This window comes from Stenomitos rutilans, from assembly GCF_059505485.1.
The window spans coordinates 1-16,206 of record NZ_JCACKR010000173.1 but is presented as its reverse complement, the minus strand read 5'-3'; the positions used below and the strand labels follow the sequence as shown (position 1 = coordinate 16,206).

The 16,206-nt window shown below is 49.5% G+C and carries 14 protein-coding genes, 1 tRNA gene and 1 pseudogene; 6 read left to right on the top strand and 10 right to left on the bottom strand.

The features are described from left to right. Nucleotides 1–13 precede the first annotated feature (13 nt). The 3 genes from AC5JLP_RS34585 to AC5JLP_RS34575 form a co-directional block, all read right to left on the bottom strand. Nucleotides 14–433: an acyl-CoA thioesterase gene (locus tag AC5JLP_RS34585; protein ID WP_496072421.1), complete on the bottom strand. Its 420-nt coding sequence runs from the start codon at nucleotides 431–433 to the stop codon at nucleotides 14–16. 74 nt (nucleotides 434–507) lie between these two features. Then, on the bottom strand, nucleotides 508–1,101 hold the full coding sequence (locus AC5JLP_RS34580) for a TetR family transcriptional regulator C-terminal domain-containing protein (protein WP_496072420.1): 594 nt from the start codon (nucleotides 1,099–1,101) through the stop codon (nucleotides 508–510). Between the two features lie 282 nt (nucleotides 1,102–1,383). Beyond that, nucleotides 1,384–3,054 carry a bifunctional pantoate--beta-alanine ligase/(d)CMP kinase gene (locus tag AC5JLP_RS34575; RefSeq protein ID WP_496072419.1) on the bottom strand — a complete coding sequence of 557 codons (1,671 nt, stop codon included), beginning with the start codon at nucleotides 3,052–3,054 and terminating at the stop codon, nucleotides 1,384–1,386. Between the two features lie 214 nt (nucleotides 3,055–3,268). Here AC5JLP_RS34575 and AC5JLP_RS34570 point away from each other — a divergent pair, with 214 nt between their 5' ends. Continuing rightward, entirely contained in the window at nucleotides 3,269–4,048 is a 780-nt protein-coding gene (locus AC5JLP_RS34570) for a ferritin-like domain-containing protein (protein WP_496072418.1), read from the top strand. Between the two features lie 206 nt (nucleotides 4,049–4,254). Then, nucleotides 4,255–5,145, top strand: coding sequence for an alpha/beta fold hydrolase (locus AC5JLP_RS34565; protein WP_496072417.1), 891 nt, complete (start codon nucleotides 4,255–4,257; stop codon nucleotides 5,143–5,145). A gap of 123 nt (nucleotides 5,146–5,268) precedes the next feature. On the opposite strand, the gene AC5JLP_RS34560 is transcribed toward AC5JLP_RS34565, so the two are convergent. Beyond that, nucleotides 5,269–5,355, bottom strand: a tRNA-Ser gene (locus tag AC5JLP_RS34560). Nucleotides 5,356–5,524: 169 nt separating this feature from the next. Here AC5JLP_RS34560 and AC5JLP_RS34555 point away from each other — a divergent pair. After that, nucleotides 5,525–5,893 (top strand): 2Fe-2S iron-sulfur cluster-binding protein, encoded by a 369-nt coding sequence (locus tag AC5JLP_RS34555; RefSeq protein WP_496072416.1) that lies wholly within the window; start codon nucleotides 5,525–5,527, stop codon nucleotides 5,891–5,893. 9 nt (nucleotides 5,894–5,902) lie between these two features. Then, complete coding sequence (locus AC5JLP_RS34550; protein WP_496072415.1) at nucleotides 5,903–6,493, top strand: thermonuclease family protein; 591 nt, start codon at nucleotides 5,903–5,905, stop codon at nucleotides 6,491–6,493. 97 nt (nucleotides 6,494–6,590) lie between these two features. Here the strand turns inward: AC5JLP_RS34550 and AC5JLP_RS34545 are convergent. The 3 genes and pseudogenes from AC5JLP_RS34545 to AC5JLP_RS34535 form a co-directional block, all read right to left on the bottom strand. Beyond that, nucleotides 6,591–7,237, bottom strand: a pseudogene (locus AC5JLP_RS34545) (IS1 family transposase). 166 nt (nucleotides 7,238–7,403) lie between these two features. Then, complete coding sequence (locus tag AC5JLP_RS34540; RefSeq protein WP_496072414.1) at nucleotides 7,404–8,570, bottom strand: MFS transporter; 1,167 nt, start codon at nucleotides 8,568–8,570, stop codon at nucleotides 7,404–7,406. A gap of 339 nt (nucleotides 8,571–8,909) precedes the next feature. Further along, nucleotides 8,910–9,455, bottom strand: a complete 546-nt coding sequence (locus tag AC5JLP_RS34535; protein ID WP_496072413.1) for a hypothetical protein — start codon at nucleotides 9,453–9,455, stop codon at nucleotides 8,910–8,912. Nucleotides 9,456–10,286: 831 nt separating this feature from the next. Between AC5JLP_RS34535 and AC5JLP_RS34530 the strand changes: the two genes are divergently transcribed. Together AC5JLP_RS34530 and AC5JLP_RS34525 are read left to right on the top strand one after the other, a co-directional pair. Next, entirely contained in the window at nucleotides 10,287–10,913 is a 627-nt protein-coding gene (locus AC5JLP_RS34530) for a response regulator (RefSeq protein ID WP_496072412.1), read from the top strand. A 365-nt stretch (nucleotides 10,914–11,278) separates the two neighbouring features. Next, the gene (locus AC5JLP_RS34525) at nucleotides 11,279–11,734 is read left to right on the top strand and encodes a DMT family transporter (RefSeq protein WP_496072411.1); all 456 of its coding nucleotides are present in this window, start codon (nucleotides 11,279–11,281) and stop codon (nucleotides 11,732–11,734) included. A 68-nt stretch (nucleotides 11,735–11,802) separates the two neighbouring features. On the opposite strand, the gene AC5JLP_RS34520 is transcribed toward AC5JLP_RS34525, so the two are convergent. The 3 genes from AC5JLP_RS34520 to AC5JLP_RS34510 form a co-directional block, all read right to left on the bottom strand. Continuing rightward, the gene (locus tag AC5JLP_RS34520; RefSeq protein WP_496072410.1) at nucleotides 11,803–12,540 is read right to left on the bottom strand and encodes a response regulator; all 738 of its coding nucleotides are present in this window, start codon (nucleotides 12,538–12,540) and stop codon (nucleotides 11,803–11,805) included. 38 nt (nucleotides 12,541–12,578) lie between these two features. Then, entirely contained in the window at nucleotides 12,579–15,548 is a 2,970-nt protein-coding gene (locus AC5JLP_RS34515; RefSeq protein WP_496072409.1) for a histidine kinase, read from the bottom strand. A gap of 170 nt (nucleotides 15,549–15,718) precedes the next feature. Next, complete coding sequence (locus AC5JLP_RS34510; RefSeq protein ID WP_496072408.1) at nucleotides 15,719–16,018, bottom strand: hypothetical protein; 300 nt, start codon at nucleotides 16,016–16,018, stop codon at nucleotides 15,719–15,721. Nucleotides 16,019–16,206: the final 188 nt, after the last annotated feature.

Below are 16,206 nucleotides of genomic sequence, written 5' to 3'. Positions count from 1 at the left end.
CGAATAGGCACTCTCACTGCTGCTCAAAGAATTTTTGCGACATAAAGCTGGGAATCGGCACAGGACGAATCCGTTTGCTATCGACAAAAGCGCCCGTTTGCGTTGCGAGGGTTGCAACTTCACGGTTGCACAAAATTTCTGCCTGCACTGTCCACTTGATACGGGTGAGGTGTCTCATCCAGAGCTGCCCAGTAACCTGATCAAAGAGTCGAATGGGACGCTTATATGTGATCTGGGTTTCAGATAGAATGGGAAAGATGGTTTGCTGCTGCTGATAAAGCGAAGGAAAGTGTTCTTCTAACAGCTTAATGCGTAAATCTTCTAACCACCGCAGATAAACAATGTTGCTAACAATGCTAGCAAAGTCAATATCGTAAGTTTTTATCGGAATGTCGATCGTGATCAGTAATGGTCTCGATGATGGGTCAAGCACTAGTATGGTTACTCCTGATTAAGTGACTAAGACCGATCGGTCTTTTTAACATCAAAAAAAGATTGAATGAGTACCTATGCACGCAATTCACGAACGAGATAATGGTGCAGATGTTCGATCGCCCGCTCTAAATGCACCTCATTGCCGTAAAGTTTGCTCATCATTAACGCTCCCTCGATCGTTGCAATCAGAATTGTTGCAGCCGCCTCTGGGTCAGCATTAGCGTGAATTTCACCTTTGGCAATGCCTTTAGCAATAATGCGAATGATCAGCCTTCGCCACGATGTCATCGCTTGCTGTGCTCGATCACGCAACGCTGGATGAGCATCATCACTTTCCACGGCTGTATTCAACAGCGGACAACCACCCGGAATTGGGGGATTGTCCACAAACTGCCGATAAACCTGGAGCATGGCCTGCAATTTTTCTATTGCATGGCGTTTACCACGTATCGCTTCAAGAAACTGTTGACTGCTCAATTGAATGGCAAAATCAAAAGCAGCTAAGGCCAGTTCTTCTTTACTGTTGAAATGATTGTAGATGCCTCCCTTTTGCAGTCCGGTGACACGCATAATGTCCGACATGGATGAGCCAGCGTAGCCTTGCTGATTAAAAAGCCCAGCCGCCTGCTGAATAATCTTGGCTCTGGTTTCTGCCGCTTTTTGCATAACATCTGTAGTATCAAGACCGATCGGTCTTTTTGGGCATACAAGCTAGTATATAGCAGTCCTAAAGCATTCGTGCAAAGCATGTTGTGTTTGATCCAAGCAGCGGTCAGCCGTCAGCGGTCAACCTGGAACTTAAAGCGGGAAGCTGTAGCTTGCTTCGCCAAAGGCGTAGGCTAAGCCAGAAGCATATCCACAAATCAAATAGGATCGCTAGATAAATAACCTGATGCGTTACAAGTACAGAATTTTGCTTTGCGACTAATGCGATCGCATTTATCGTTTTTATCGTTCTGCCCGTTCTGCGTAGAGTTGCACAATGCGACCAACCACTTCGGCAATACTCAAGTTATCTGTCTGAATGACGATCGCGTCGTCGGCTTGACGTAAAGGAGCCAGGGTGCGGGTGCTGTCTTTGCAATCGCGATCATAAATGGCCTGTTCTAACTCATCCAGGCTAATTTCGCCCTTGCCCTGATTTTTGAGGTCTTGCTGGCGGCGGCGTGCCCGCTCTTGCACCGAGGCCGTCAAAAACAGCTTGAGTTCCGCATCAGGAAAAACGTAGGTGCCAATATCGCGACCATCAATTACAATGCCGCCGTCTTTGCCGTAGCGTCGCTGCTGCTGCACTAACTCATGACGAACGGTCGCTTGTGCGGCGATCGCCGACACCTTCGACGTGACCTCTAAGCTCCGAATCGCCTGCGTCACATCCTGACCATTAATCGAAACGCTTACGGAAGAGGGATGACCGCTCACTGCAATTTCGCACTGGCTCACCAGTTCGGCAATGCTGGGTTCGTCGTCTACTGCAATGCTAGACTGCAACACCAACCAGGTGACAGCCCGATACATCGCCCCTGTATCCAGATAGAGCAGGTTGAGTTCGTCCGCGACTTGGCGGGAAACGGTCGATTTACCAGCGCCAGCGGGGCCGTCGATCGCCACAATCGGCTGCCGTGCCGATAGCACCAAATTGTCAATGAGGCGTGTTGATCCGAGACGGGCCGCGATCGCCAATAAGCCTGTTTCTTTCACCATGTCTAGAGGTTCCAACGTGGAAGGATGAACGAGTTCGATATATTCGGGAGCAATGGCAGGAATGCGCTCCAGCTCTGTTTTAACCGTTTTGATCAGCACGTCACTGACGTGCTCGCCTGATCGAAACACCTGCTCAGCCGCACGCAACCCACGGTAAAGCACCACTGCCTGCTCTTTTTGGGCTGCAGTTAAGTATTGATTGCGCGAGCTGAACGCTAGTCCAGTTGCTTCGCGCACCGTGGGACAGGCAACGATGGTAACAGGCAAATTTAAGTCTAAGACCAGTCGCTGAAGAATCGCCAACTGCTGCGCGTCTTTTTGCCCAAAGTAGGCTCGGTGCGGCTGCACAATGTTAAACAATTTGGTCACGATCGTCACCACACCCTGAAAATGCCCTACGCGCGAGCGGCCACACAAAATAGCAGTCATCGCTTCCGGTGGGATGACTTGGGTGGATGAAGGGAAAGGAGTTTTGAGTTTTAAGTTTTGAGTTTTGAGTTCTGCCTCCCCTGCTCCCTCCGCTTCCCCCGCCGCCTCTGCCTCCTGCCTTCTGCCTTCTGCCCTCTCCCCAACTCCCATCTCCTCTGCACTGGGCGCAAAAATTACATCGACTCCAGCTTGCTCACACAATGCCCGGTCTTGCTCCAGGGTGCGAGGATACTGGTGAAAATCTTCTGTAGGGCCAAACTGAAGTGGGTTCACAAAAATGCTCACCACGACAAGCTGATTTTCGCGGCGTGCCTTTTGAATCAAGCTAAGATGCCCAACATGCAGTGATCCCATCGTCGGCACGAGACCGATCGAAGCCACTGCCGCATCCGGCTCACCTGTGGCTGAGCGATCGAAGAGAGGTTGACCGGAGCGGTATCGATCGAGATAACAGCGCAATCCAGCAACGGTTTTAAACAAACGCACCGTAACCCCCAAAGGATGAATGATCTCTTAAGACGACTGGATGGCGATTCACTATCACAGGCTCAATGGCTGCCTCTCACCCTAGACCTGAATTTCCCTGTTAAGCCTATCAGCAAGACTGCTACCGCTGCCACTTGAAATCGGTACGCCCTGTCGCTGCCCATTTTAGCGAAGAGCGTTAGGATGTCGTCTGTAAGCTCTTCTTCAAACAGCTATGAACTTTTTCACGCAGGTGTTACATCTGCTTGGTTCGGGAGCCGCTGCGTTCATCACGGCCCGCAATATGCGTGATCCGTTGACGCGACCCAACACGCTAGCAAGCCTACAACTGGCTGAATCTGGTTCGGTGCCCTATCTAGAAGCGTTGCGCGATCGTGCCGTCGCAGAAGGCGATCCCTGGCTGGCAGAACGGCTCACTCGTCACGCCAACGACGAACGCCGTCATGGGCAGATTTTCGCCCACGCTCTGAAGCAACTCAACAAGCAGGTGATTGATTTCAAAGCTTCTCCCAGACCGACCAACACGCAAGAGAAGCCTGAAGAACGTAAACGAAACCCCTTTTTTGATGCGTATTTTGAAGGCTACACCCAGGCAGATTTGAAGCCAGAGGCGATCGACTGGATTGCATTTTTGGGAAGCACATACATTCTAGAGCTGGATGCCAGCAAAGACTTTGTACGCATGGCAAATGTCTTGCCAGAGGATGAACCTGTCAGCGCCAGCCTCAAAAAAGGGATTCTCAGCGTTGCCAGCGACGAAACCGGGCATGCTGCTTACCTGCGTGAAGCGCTAGAGCGACGATTACCCCGCTCTGAAGTGGATACTGTGATTGACTTCTGGCGTACTCGCAAAGTGAACGCTATTTTTGCAATGGTGGGCAATTTCATTCAAAAGAGTGGCAAATCACCCTCCCTTGTTCGAGATGGTGTACCTACCGAGATGTCAGAAGCTCCGGCTGAACGGGAGTTGGTGGGAAGTAGGGGGCAGGGATAGGGGTAGAAGACAGAGGGCAGAGGGAGCAGGGGGAGTAGGGGATGCGGGGGATGCGGAGAGAGTAGGGGAAGCAGGGGGAGCAGAGGAGGCAGAACTCAGAACTCAAAACTCAGAACTCAAAACTCTCTCTTTCCCCCTTCCTCCTCACCTCTTCTGCCTGTAAGCATCACGCTAGAATACCAGAGGCGACTCTACGTACTCTGTTCATGCAAGCTCCTCCGCTTTCTCTTCCTAAACCTGGTCAATATTGGCAGTGGCAACAGCAGCCCATTTATTACGTCAAAGCTGGAACGTGTCAGGCACAACGTCCTCCACTGCTGCTGATTCATGGGTTTGGCGCGTCTACAGATCATTGGCGTAAGACGATCGCGGGTTTGAGTGAGGAGTTTGAAGTCTGGGCGATCGATCTACTGGGCTTTGGGCGGTCGGCGAAACCCGATCGCGCTTACAGTGGCGATTTGTGGCGCGACCAACTCCATGAATTTATTACGCAGGTGATTGGTCGGCCTGCGGTTTTAGTGGGCAATTCTCTGGGTGGGTATGCGGCTCTCTGCGTTGCAGCGCAGCGCCCAGAGTCTGTAGCAGGGCTGGTGCTTGTGAATAGCGCAGGCCCGTTTACTGACATTCAGGGCACCACAAAACCTGATCCAGTTCGCGAAGTGATGGGCAAAGTCGTGCAAACGCTCTTTCGTCAGGAGTGGGCGAGTTTTTTGCTCTTTCAATATGTGCGCCAGAAGTCTCTCATCCGCAAGACGTTAGAAAAAGTCTATTTAGACCAAGCGGCTGTTACAGACCAGCTTGTAGAGGAAATCTATCAGCCTTCATGCGATCCAGGTGCGCCCAAAGTTTTTGCGTCGGTTTTCAACACGCCTCAGGGTGAAAAAGTAGATGTCTTGCTGGGGCAACTGAACCGTCCCCTACTGATGCTCTGGGGCGAAGCCGACCCCTGGATCAACGCTAGAGAGCGGGGTGCGAAGTTTCGGCAATATCATCCCAAACTCACCGAATATTACTTGCGGGCAGGGCACTGTCCTCATGATGAGGTTCCCGATCAGGTCAATGAGTTGCTGCGATCGTGGGTGGCAACTGTGCTCTAAGCCATCGCAATTGCTTTCTCTTTAGCAGGGCATTTTGGCATTCACCACGAAACGATCCAGAAAAAAGGCTTCTGAGTGAAAGCAAGAAATGCTTCTAAACCCTGATATACCTTGGTTTTAGGACGGAGAGAGAGGGATTCGAACCCTCGTTAAAGTTACCCCTAAACAGCATTTCCAGTGCTGCGCCTTCAACCACTCGGCCATCTCTCCATAGGGCTGTACTGTATGAACAGTCACAGGATAACTATCCTAGCAGAAGCAGGTAGACTTTAGACAAGGGGCTTGAGCGTAAATCTGGAGGCTACTCATGAAAAGCCACCGCTCATTGTCCAACCATTCACACTTAGCCGTTTATCGATGGCAGTCTAACGCTGAAGCTATGCCGCATTCTTATACTGTTCGCATTCACGACCGCCGCACTAATCAACTGCATACGGTCAAGATTCCTGACGATCGCTACATTCTACAAACGGCTGAAGCTCAGGGGGTGACGCTTCCGTTTGCTTGCCGTAATGGAGCCTGTACGACTTGTGCAGTGCGTGTTCTGTCTGGAGACCTCTGTCAACCAGAAGCAATGGGCTTATCGCCGAAACTACAGCAGCGTGGATATGCGCTGTTATGCGTGAGCTATCCTCGGTCTGACCTGGAGGTAGAAACGCAGGATGAAGATGAAGTTTACGAGCTTCAGTTTGGTCGTTACTTCGGCAAGGGAAAAATAAAAGTAGGCTTGCCGCTTGACGAAGATTAGGACGACAGCATGAAAAAGGCACACGATCGCGTTGGACATTATCTGAAATGGTTGGGGTTGGTTGTCTTTTTCATGCTTCTAACGGGTTGCCAGCCGAATGTGCCAGTTCAAGGGCTGACGATCGACGTTCAACGGGTATTGAGTGGGCGAGAGTTTGAAGTAGCAGGTGTCGCTGCTGCGCCAGATTTAACTGAACGGGTACGGCTGGAAGGCATTGATGTGCCTGATGTGCGTCAAGAACCCTGGGGTACAGCAGCCAAACGCCTGCTCGAAACATACCTCCAACAAAAATCGGTGCTGCTGGAAACCGATGCTGAACCACGAGATGCCTTTGGACGACGGTTGGCATATGTGTGGCAGGGCGATCGCTTGTTGAATGAAGTGTTGGTAGCGGAAGGGTATGCGATCGTCACTCCTCATCCGCCCAACAGCAAGTACGATCGACGGCTTGCCCAGGCTCAAGAACATGCCAGAGTGCTGGGTCTTGGTCTTTGGAATCCTAAACAGCCAATGCGGGTGAGTCCAGCAGAATTTCGGAGTCAACAGCGGCAGAAGGTGGGAGTGGGGAGTAGGGGCAGGGTAAACGCATCAAAAATTTGAGGTAGTCTTTTTTAGTAAAGGATAGGGAAAAAGCGGTGCGCTCTTAACAACTTGCTTGCTCTAAACGAGTTTGTTCGTTGTAGTCATGGATGAAATTTCAAATGGCGCTAATGTGATTATCCACTTTCTTAGAAAACGATAAGGTTTGTCTCACCAACCGCGAAACTCGTTGTCGTAACGTGTTATTGAAGCGTTCAATGTCACTGGTCAATCCCGTTTCTTTCCCTACTGCACAGTGCCGCTTGCTCGGTAAGACTACCTTATATGCCTCCCAATGGTCGGTGAAAATCATGGCGCATTGTCGATACACCGCTGGCATCGATTGCCAAAGGGCGAAAGCAGAGTCTTTGGAACGATCACCAACGTGACAGCCCACAATCTCACGAGCGCCGACATCGAGCGCTAACTACACCCACTGCTTGTTGCCTTTGTCATTGACAAAGGACCACAATTCATCCATTTGCACACTCAATGCTCCTTTAGGTTTCGGTATCACCCTGTAGCATTGGTTGACATATCCTTGTAGCCAGGACTCTGACAACTTCAGCACACGGGCAATGCCAGCTAAAGGAATCTTCTCTAACAGCAGGCGGTCAATCATCACAGTGCTATCTTTTTCTCGACGTTGCCACTGCGGATTTTCCACAAATTGGCGACCACAATCGCGGCATTTGTAGTTTGTTTGCCGCGTCAGGTGGTGCCATTTTTCATGATGTCTTCTGAGCCACAATTAGGACAATGCAGAAAGGGAGGAATGCTGGACATAGGAGATGAAGATGGCAGTCATTCCCTATTTTATCTAGCCTTTACGAAAAGGTACTACCGTCATTTTAAAGTGCCTTTCCAAGCAAATGAAGTGCGATTGATTGAGAAGTATTCAGGAGCCAGAAGCCAAGAGTCAGAGGGCTTCTCACTGCCAGCGCCAACCTAGCAAAAGGGCGATCGCTCCCATACAGGCTAAGAGTAGGCCTGCTAGCCGATAAGTAACATCTAAACCAACAATACCGCTAAGCGGTTGACTCAAGATTGGTGAAATGAATTGTCCGAGGAAAAAAGCAGTTGTCAACCCGCCTAACACGCGCCCCCTGAAACTTGCAGGGATAACAGAGGTGAGGCAAACATTCATGTTAGGCGTGAGTAAGCCTAAGCCAGTGCCAGCGATCGCCAAACCCACTAAGACCAACGCATAGGTAGTAGCAAAGCTAATGACAACGTAACCGACAGCCATCGACAGAAAGGCGATTGCGTAAATGCCCATAAACGATAGTCGGGCTTTAACTTGCTGGTAAGCGATCGCGCTACCTGCGCTGAACAACGTTGCAAGAGCGATCGCCAATCCGGCTTGTGAAGCATTTGCACTGGTCAGTTGCTTTAAATGAAACGGCAACTGCACGGGAATTAAGTAAAACACAACTTGCGACAGGAGCGCCGCTGCATAAGTTAAACCTGCAATGTGCCAGGGAAAGGCATTAGTAGCATCAATACCCAAATTCTGACTAACCAACGTCCGATTGGGTTCTGGCAGCACAAACACAACAAGCGGCAAGATGAGTAGCGCCAGCAGATAAATGAAGAACGGCATACGCCAGCTCACATCAGCCAGAATCCCACCCAAAGAGAGAAAGACAACCCCACCTAAGCCCATGAACGCTGCTTGAAAACCGAGAAACTGGGCACGAGCTGAGCCAACATAATAGTCTGCAATTAAGGCCGTTGCAGTCGTCATAATGCCTGCCACGCTCAAACCCAACAGTACTCGCCCCACCAAAATCAAGCCAATCTCGTTCAACATGGCTCCAGAGGTGCCTGCAAGGCCATACAGCAACACAGCGAAAGCCAAGAGCGTCTTCCGACCAAAGCGGTCAATCGCTGTTCCTACAATGGGAGCACCGATCGCAATAAACAAAGCCGGAACCGTTAAGACCAACCGAACCCAGTAGTCTGCATTTGGTGTAGCGGCAAAGTGATCACGCATGGCAGGGAGAGAGGGCGCGATCGTGGCTCCTGCCATGATGGTCAGGCTACTGCTAAGTAGCAGCGTTGCTTTGACAAGAAAGGAATCCGCTTTAAGGGACATGATAGAAGGTAAGTGAATCAGCTTGGCACGTAAGTTAAATGACCGAACGCGCACTGCTAGATAAGCAGTATAACGATTATCTAAATCGGTCAAAAGCGCATTCAGAAAGAAAATACCGTGCGAAGAGTGCCGCTAAAAGAAGAGGCCGTTGGGGTAAAACTCTCTGCTTGGGCGCAAAGCACCCAAACCCCTTTTTGCAATTAATTGTGGCTACCTACTTAGCGAAGAAAGTAGTTGAGCGATCGTGCGTAGAGGCAGTCGCTTGTCACACGATACGGGCACGCGACGTCGCAAAAATCATCGCAAAGCCTTTAATAGGCAACCGAGAAAGAGCAAGGATTAAAGATGCAACTTGAGTTGAGGCGGCGCGTGTAGGGTCAAATTCACAGACAGAGTAATACTATTGTTGCTATCTAAATTGAGACACTGAATCAAGCCATGATAGCTTTCAATAATTTGCCGCTTGAAGTAAGCAACATCCTCGTCCATTAAGGTAGAAGCATTAAACGAAACGGTTTGACGTTCTGTTTGAGCAGGTTGCCTGTTGACTGGCGGTATTGTGTAGTCTTCTTGACTCAGCTCTAAGTTAAAAGCATTAAAGAAGATCACCAGGCTCCGTTTGTCTACAGCAACTTCGCGCCCAATTATGCGATAAATTGTGCGCGGATCGAGCAAGGTTTTTTCACTCAGGTATTCCAACGTGTGCCGCTCACCAAACTCGTTGCATAGAACTTGCGACTGGTGAAGTTTTTGCCACCCTTGATGGGTCAAGAGAATACCGCGTCTACGTCTTTGCTTGCTGTAGTTAAAAGTTGCTGGTGGTGCAGCCGCAGGCTGAGTCAGTTGGCGGTAGGAATGGAGGGGAATAACTTGAAGGTTTGACATCAGAACGACCTGGAAGGAGTAGGAGCAGGGAAAAGCGAAGCAAAGATGTCTGAATGGTGCTTTTTTCTAGGTTTGAAATGGTGCTTTTTTCTACGTTCTTAGGTTGGAGTGTATACGGTTCAAAAAGGACTGTCACTACGCTAGAGATATGTCTTGTACTTAAGGACAGATGAGCCTAACACTAGACTTTCGCTGGGCGATCGCTCAACGAAAGTTAGGCAACGTAACCAAAAGCGCGATCGCATATTTTCTCTCCAAAGCACCACCAAAACCAATTCCATCCAGGTTCAAGGCGATTTGCTGCATAGACTGCTTAACCCCATCAAAGCTCCTTCCTTACCCTGTAGAACTACTGCATATTCACAAAATATTCACACTATTAATGTTTACTACTCTAAGCTCTGGGGCGTGATGGCTAGTTGATTGACAAAAGTCTTGAAAGGCTGATGGCTTCGTTGCTCACCCGCCCGTGATTAAAAGCCGGGCTAACGGTGCGAAACCCGTTAAAACGGGTTGAAAGGTGATTGCAGTCCTCTACCCTTCGGGAAGGCAAAGCCTATAGAGGACTTCCTGCTGCTAGCCCGTACTTTTAGTGCAGGATGGAGTGGGCGATCGCTGAACGATTTGTCAGCCAACCAGGGCGTATGGATTAAACCATTTGAAACTCCGTTTCCTTAACAGAACAAAATAGGTCGCGCCATGTGAAACATAAATTTGGATGGAGGTACCTCTGGAACAGGCACAACAGCAAAAGGAGAAAAAGAAACCACATGCAGCCTCAGAAACAAGCTCAGATTCAACGCACTCGCCCGTTCTCCTTTTCACATTCCTATGACTCTCTCACCCATTCGAGTCTTAATTGCTGACGATCATCCTATCATTCGTAATGGTTTAGCGATGATAGTGAACTTAAAACCCGAAATGACGATCGCGGCTGAGGCGACCAACGGTTTAGAAGCCGTCGAGTTATTTCGTCAGCATCAACCGGATGTGACATTGATGGATTTGCGCATGCCTCACATGACAGGCGTTGAAGCCACTTCTGCGATTCGACAAGAATTTCCTGATGCTCGCGTTATCATTCTCACCACATATGATGGTAACGAAAACGTCTATCGAGGCTTGCAGGCCGGGGCCAAGGGGTACATTCTCAAAGATGCGCCACTCGATGAAATTGTCCGAGCGATTCACATCGTGCATATGGGGGCAAACTACATTCCTCCTGTCATAGGCGCAAAGCTAGTTGAACGTTTGGAGCAACCTCAATTGAGTAACCGAGAGCACGATGTATTGCTCTTGATCGCTGAGGGCAAAAACAATCAACAAGTTGCGACTGTACTGCGCATTCAGGAAGGCACAGTCAAGTTTCACATCAACAAGATTTTTAGCAAATTAGGGGTGAGCGATCGCGCCCAAGCGACCCTCGTTGCTATTAAGCGTGGGATTGTTAATCCATAGCTTTGAGAGAGCCAGGGCTTGGTTTAAAACCCTCGATCCTCCACAACCCTCGCGCTTCACGTTGCTAACGCTAGAAAAAAGGAGAGAGCCAAACCATTCAAAGCTCCCTATTTTAAGGGAGATTTAGGGAGAACACCATCAGTCAAGGAAACAATCCAAAGGTTTTAAAGCACTGCTTAGCATAACTTCTGGCCTAACGTGTTGAACGTCTCTGGTTGTTAAGTTCAACAAAAGCTAATGGTTGAGGACAGATTGTAATCTTGGAAGAATGCCGAGGCGTTCAATCAGCGTCCAATGCGCAGCAACCAACTGATCGGCCATTCCAGCAAGACAATCATGCTTGGTTCAACTTGGAGATCTACACAATGAGCGGACGGACGATTTATCTTTTAGCAGCATTGGCAGGCGGAGCGGTTCTTCCAGTACAAGTTGCATTAAACACTTTGCTGCGACGTTACGTCGGCGAACCGATGCAGGTGACGTTTATTTCCTATGTGGCTGGGTCTGTAGCCTCGCTTGCCATCTGTGTCTTTGCCCAATATCCACTTCCTGCTATGGCTGCCTTAACCCAAACATCCTGGTGGATGTGGGTGGGTGGCTGTTTGGGCACGTTTTACGTCTGGTCAACCATTTTTGCAACACCCCAAATTGGGGCCACTCTTGCTCTGGCGCTGACGATCGCGGGTCAAATGATTGCAGCACTGCTTCTGGATCATTATGGTGCGATCGGCTTAACCAGGTATGCCGCCAGCCCGACTCGTATCGCTGGCGCTGTCTTTGTCGTTCTTGGCGTTTCGCTGGTCGCTTATGGAAAGCGTTGATTTTGCATGGCTCTCCCATGACTCAGACAGTTTCCATCTCCACTGTAAAAGATAGAAAGAAGAACCGTTTAAAGATTGGCAATGCCTCGTTTGAGCGCGACTAGAACGGCTTGGGTGCGATCGCTCGCGCCTAACTTTCTCAAAATGCCATTCACATGGAACTTAATGGTGCCCTCACTCACATTAAGTGCATTAGCAATCTCTTGATTATTTTTACCTTCGGTGATGAGTAGTAAAACCTGTCGTTCGCGCTCCGTGAGTTGAGGACTACTCATCCGTTCAGAGAGTCTGGCACCCACTTCAGCCGGAATGTACTTTTGTCCGGCATGAACGCGTTGAATGGCTTCAATCAACTCCTGACGAGTCACGTTTTTGAGCAGGTAACCTCTCGCTCCAGCACTGAGTCCGCGATAAATGTCTTCATCGCCATCATAGGTCGTCAGCACAATGATATGAGCGTTAGCAAACTCTTGGCGAATGGTTGCGATCGCCTCCACACCACCCATCTCAGGCATCTTTAAATCCATCAACACCACGTCAGGCTGATGCTGACGAAACAGCACCACTGCCTCAGCGCCAGTGCTGGCTTCAGCCACCGTTTCAATACCGGTAGTGTATTGAATAATCATGGCTAGACCAGAGCGAACAATAGGATGGTCATCGGCAATTAAAACTCGAATGGTAGTGTCGCTCATGGTGCATCGGGCAGAGAGGGATGGGTAGCGGGTAGACAGAGAGAACGGGACACGGGTTTTCGGACACTTCGGTTGCAGTTGGCTATTGGTTTCCTTCCGCTTTGTTGTCATGGTGTTCTCTCTTTTCGGTTTTCCCTTTCCGGTTTTTCCTAACCCAACGGTGCTTCTACAAGAATCTGAGAGCCTTGCCCTAGCTGGCTTGTGAGGCTAAGTAAGGCACCAATGCGATCGCAGCGTTCATACATCCCCATCAGCCCAAACCCGCCGTTGAGGGTATCGATTGCCGTCGGTGGAGTGAAGCCACGTCCGTTATCGCGAATGGTCAGCAGAATGCGATCGGGTTCGTAGGCGAGTTCAATCGCAATAGTCTGTGCCTGGGCATGTTTGAGGGCGTTGGTTAGGGCTTCCTGTCCAATTCGCAGCAGGTTCATGCCAATGATGGGCGGCAGGGGGCAGGGCGTACCCTGAAGATTGACATCAATCGCTGTAGTGGTGTTGCGGGTCATCTGTTCCACACTGTCATAAAGGAGCTGTGCTAGATCGGCATATTCAGCAGCGGGTGGATAGAGCGCCCAGACAGAACGGCGGGCTTCGGCAAGTCCGCTTTCTGCCAGTCGGCTGACGTGATTGAGGATCTGCTGAACGGTTTGAGGGTCTTGACCAAGCAAGGCTTTAGCAACTTCTAACTGAAGGGAAATGCCCGTAAAGGCTTGCGCTAGAGTATCGTGGATTTCGCCTGCCATGCGGTTGCGCTCTTCAAAAATCGCGGCGTGCTTAGCTTCCTCTGCAAGTCGTGTAAGTTGAACAGCCAGTGTTACCTGTTGCGCCAGGGCGTAGGTTAATTCAATTTGTTGGTCTATGAAGTGGCGATCGCTCGGCAGAAAGACAACCAGTGCGCCGATTGTTCTGTCACCCAAAATCAGCGGTACATTCAGAAGCCGCCTGACCCCGCGAGATGCGTACCACGCTCCAGCATCTAAGCCGTGCTCATTCGCTATTTGACGATGAATCGTACTGGTTATCAGATCATCAATCTGGATATAGCTTCGACGATAATGCAAACTCTCCTGCTGAATCATGTCTGGCGGCACTGGGTAACCATGCAACCCAACATGCCCTGGTTGCTCCTCTGGTTTAAGAATCTGCCCTTGCCAATAGGTCAGTCCAACATACGCAAGATTAGCGGGTGCTGGATGGTACCAATATTCGGTCAGGGGCGCATCTAGTTGTTGAGCAATGACTTTAAGCACATGCCCCAAAAAGCGATCGAAGTCGGTTTCTGTTGCCAGCACATCAACGGTTTGCTTGAGCGCATCATTGGCGTTTGCCAGCCCCGTCGATCGTGCTTGTTCGGTGTTCAATAAAGCTTGTTGGGTTTCCCGCAGTTCTGTAATATCAACCTGGCTCACCCAGGTACTCACGACAGCATTCTCTTCGATCGTGCTGACCGCACTATTGAGAAAATAACGCTTACGTCCCGTGCGATCAAATTCCTCAGTTTCTAAGTGGCGGCAGAAAAACTGATTCTCAGCCCACTTTCGCATCGTTGTCTGTGTAATTTCAGAGCTGTAATCATGCAAGTCCCTTAGCATTACCCCAATTAAATCGTCTGCTTGTTCATACCCATACATGGCAGCAAACGCAGGGTTAGCTTCAGCCATATAAATCGAGCGATAACACAAGTCAACTTGCTCGTCTACGGTTAAATTTAGAGGAATGGCTTGTGCATAACCAAAACGCACAATGCCTTCACCACTGAGTTCAAACAAAGTGCGATAGCGTCTTTCTGATTCAGCGAGGCGATCAAGCGCTTGTTGAAGTTCGGTATTGTAACGCTCCAGTTCGTGCGATCGCTCTGCGGCATTGCGGGAACGAAGTTGTTCAGCTTCTAGTAGCGTTTGCTGTGTTTCTCGTAGTTCAGTGATGTCAATTTGAGTCGCCCAACCACTCACCAAACAATCATTCTGAATGGTGAAAACGCCGCTGTTGAGAAAGTAACGCTGCCGCCCCCGTCGATCAATCTCCTCGGTCTCCAGGTTGCGAAAGCGGTATCCACTCTCGATCATGCCTCGAATAAACGCTGCATTCTTGTCTGAATCTGCAACATGCACGTCGCCATTTCTTAATCCAATCAGTTCATCGGGATTGTCTGCACCATACATGGCAGCAAGCGCACGATTTGCTTTGACAACGCGAATATTGCGGTAAAGCAAATCACATTGTTCTTCGATCGAGAGGCTGATGGGACAGGGCGGCGTAATCTCTACCTCGTAGAATCCTTCACTACTCAATTCAAACAATCGACGCAAGCGTTCTTCCGATTCGGCAAGATGATCCAGCGCTTGTTGTAATGCAAGATTGTGGTGCTCCAGTTCATGCGATCGTGCTTGCTCGGCTTGCAGCAGGGCTTGTTGGGTACGTTCACGCTGAATGGCGCTACCAATACAATCGGCTGCGACTCTCACTACAGCTAAGTCAGCCGTGCTGCGCCGTTTCGCCTCATGGCAGTCATCAAACCCGATTTCTCCCCAGTACTTACCCTCCACAAAAATGGGAACGACATGTAGTGCTTTTAACCCTAGTGCGGCCTGACCACTGCGAAACGGTTCTGGCATCTCTTCCAGTAAGCAGCTAAGGCTCCGCCCCTGACTCAATTGTTCGTACCACGACTCAATGCCTTCCCAATTACCTTGAGCCACATTGGGATGAGTGATCTGTGACACAACGCCCAGCGCATCCCATTCATACAAAACTCGCCAGTTGAGCACTGAAGCGTCAGCTTGCGCAGCAAAGTTTTCAATGACTGTAACGCGATCGGTCTCTAACACTTCGCCTAGAATGCGCAGGGCTGTGTTGACTGCGACATCAAAGTCCTCGATCGTTAATAAAACATTAGCAACCGTTGCCGTGTCTTCAAGCAGTTTGGGAATAGGCAATGCATCTATCTGTTTTGGTTCAGCTTGTGCCTGCCCACTCTGTTCATGTGGACGATATTTCGTTATTTCGGCTTGGAGTAGGCTGTGAGATTGCTCACAGGCTTGCAGACGCGATCGCAACCAAGCATTCTCTTGTTCCAGGGCAGAGAGATGGTTGTAAAGCTGAGCCGATGCTAGATCCATAGCGACCTCTGAGATCAAAGCAGAGTTTCTCGTAGCATAAAACCAGCTCACGGTGAAAGCAGCAATTACTTATGAGATTTTTAGATCTAAGCGTTCATGACGATCGTGCTCTTCACTATACAAGGCCCACATTAAACTGCACCCAACGAAAGTTAAGAATGTGCCTAATCCTATGCCTTTCTTTCCAAATCCAGTAAGCGATCGAACTCTTGCTGTAGTTTCTCCTTTTCTGCTGCTAAACGGCTAAAAAAGTGCTTTGGAAATGGTTTACCAAACGCGATCGAGTCTTTGTCGAACACCTCAGACTCTCTCAAAGCTTTGTAGACAGCAATATGACGAATATATTTAGACATTTCCTCAAATAACTGTTTATCAGCTCGTGCTGCCTTAACTGAATTAATGGTTCTATCTCTTATAAAGAAGAGCATACGGTAATCAGTGAGCAAGACACTCAATGAGGGAATGCTCATAAAAGGCGATCGCCTTGTAAGATTCCTCCCATAATGCACAATCATATGAAATCTTGGAACCGCAATAAAACTATAATTGGATGCGTGCTAGCAGCCTTATGCATACCCAGTATTTCGCTGCAACCAGGGTTAGCTCAGATCTTGCAGCATTCTCGATAAACCCATTTAGGCAAAGGCTTGAGGACAAG